Origin of the sequence: Herpetosiphon sp., assembly GCF_003512625.1 — a bacterium.
Taxonomy (GTDB): Bacteria; Chloroflexota; Chloroflexia; order Chloroflexales; family Herpetosiphonaceae; genus Herpetosiphon; species Herpetosiphon aurantiacus.
On record NZ_DOPT01000104.1, the window covers coordinates 1 to 2118 of the forward strand.

Sequence of the window (2118 nt, forward strand, 5' to 3'; positions counted from 1 at the left end):
CCCCCTGCACCCCCTCAAGGGCTTATAGTGGTGGACAAATCATCCACCGATGAACCAGCCTATCCCTGGTTCGCAGCGAAAACCTACCCTTGTAAGGGGTGAGGCAACGTAATCCATTGTTAATTTAATCAACCATGACGCTTATCCTATCGAATTAAATTGACTGAGCTAAGCACAAGTTGGAGTTGTTGGTTGACATGCTGTTGTAGCTCGTGCTGCGATGGATTGTGCAAATAAAAATGATCGCCAGCCATAATCTGAACCAAACACTCATTGCTGGTATGGTTGCGCCATAACTCAAGTTGCTCGGCGGCGACGCTAGGATCATCCTGCCCGCCATAGACCACCATTGGGCAATCGAGCACAAGCGAGTCGGAATAAACATAGGTTTCGCAAACGGCAAAATCGGCGCGTAAAATCGGAGTCAACAAGTCGAGCAGTTCTGGGTGTTGTAAAACTTCTTTGGGTGTGCCATTGAGTTGAATCAAACGATCCCAAAATTGCTGATCGGGCAATTGATGAATCACGCTTTGACGTGGGATATGCGGCGCAGCATGGCCCGAAACCAAGAGCACTTGCGGCGAGAGTTGATGATCGCGTTGCAAGCGCCGACTGAGTTCGTAGCTAACCAATGTGCCCATACTGTGGCCAAAAAAGGCGAATGGTTTTTCTTCCAGCAACGGTTTGATCGCTGGAATCAAATCATCAAGCACGTGCTCGATACGGGTATAGGCTGGTTCCATGAAGCGTTTGCCACGGCCAGGCAGTTCGACGGCACAAATTTCTACATCCGCTGCGAGTTGTTGTGTCCACTGGTGGGCACGTTGTGCCGTGCCCCCAGCATAATGAAAACAAAAGAGCCGCAGGGCGGCGTTAGGTTGCTTGCGCAACCACTCAATCCATAATGGCAATTTCATTTGATCCTTCATGGTGTGATGGTGTCAAAGATGTATTTGCGGCAACGTTGTGTAACGCTACCGCGAGATGACTAGCCAAGATTGGCAACGACGGTTCGTTCAACAGGGTGTTGTGCGTGCCTGGAATGGTTTGGACTTGAATTTGGCCTGTGACAAACTGGCTCCAGCCTAAATCGGCTATGCGATATGCCTCGTTCAGTTGGTCGTCGTGCTCGCCTGCCAAATCGGCGGCCCGTAAAATTAGCACATCGTTGGGATAGTTAGCTGGCTGATAATTCCAAACTGCTTGCGAGTGGGTGCGGAAGGTGCTGACCAGGTGGCGCAAACGCTGTAAGGTGTAGCTTTCGGGCAAGCCAAGATGTTGCTTGATAATGCTCAGTAATTCGTTCCAAACTGCTTCGCTGGCCTCAGCCTTGGGATCGTCGATCCCTAAAATGTTGGCATCGACCCCAAGCATGGCGATCAACAGCTCCAAATCGGTTAGTGTTGCTGGTGATGTGCCTGTTAGTTTGGCGGGCGTGTCGATCAAGGCCAGCAAGCTCACCGTTTCGCCTTGAGCCACTAATTGGCTGGCAATTTCAAAGGCAATCGAGCCACCCATCGACCAGCCGCCAAGCAGATATGGCCCTTGCGGCTGAACCTGACGGATATCGCTGAGATAGCGTTGCGCCATAACTGTAATATCGTCAAGTGGCATTTCAGGGTATTCCAAGCCAAAGGCCTGCACCCCGTAGAATGGGCGTTGCGTGCCAAGCAATTGGGCCAAAGCTGCATAGACATTGGCCATACCGCTCATGGGGTGAATACAAAAGAACGGCGCTGCTTGGCCTTGTGGTTGCAAGCGTACCAACGACGATAATTCGCCTGCTTGTTCGGCGGTTTGGGCTTGCACAAGCTGGGCCAGCTCGGCGATCGTTGGGGCTTCGAATAAACTGCGCACGCCGATTGTGGTATGCACTTTTTCGGTGAGATGGGTCGCAACTTGTAAGGCTAGCAGCGAATCGCCGCCCAACTCAAAGAAATTGTCGTGAATACCAATCAGCGGTACGCCCAAGACAGCACCCCACAGCGCGGTGATCATATGCTCAAGGTTATTGCTGGGCGCGACATATTCAGTCGTGAGATTAGGCCGTTCGTAGCCAGGGCTGGCCTCGGCTGGCTCGCTGCTTTCGGGCAAGCTATAACCACCTTGCGCCGCTTC

Annotated in this window: 2 protein-coding genes; both read right to left on the bottom strand. The window is 52.1% G+C overall.

From position 1 onward, the window contains the following. Window positions 1-146: 146 nt before the first annotated feature. The gene (locus DEF47_RS23750) at window positions 147-917 is read right to left on the bottom strand and encodes a thioesterase II family protein (RefSeq protein ID WP_012189960.1); all 771 of its coding nucleotides are present in this window, start codon (window positions 915-917) and stop codon (window positions 147-149) included. Next, window positions 895-2118, bottom strand: a 1224-nt coding sequence (locus tag DEF47_RS23755; protein ID WP_287045368.1) for a thioesterase domain-containing protein, incomplete at its 5' end; no start/stop codon positions are given. The genes DEF47_RS23750 and DEF47_RS23755, both read right to left, overlap by 23 nt.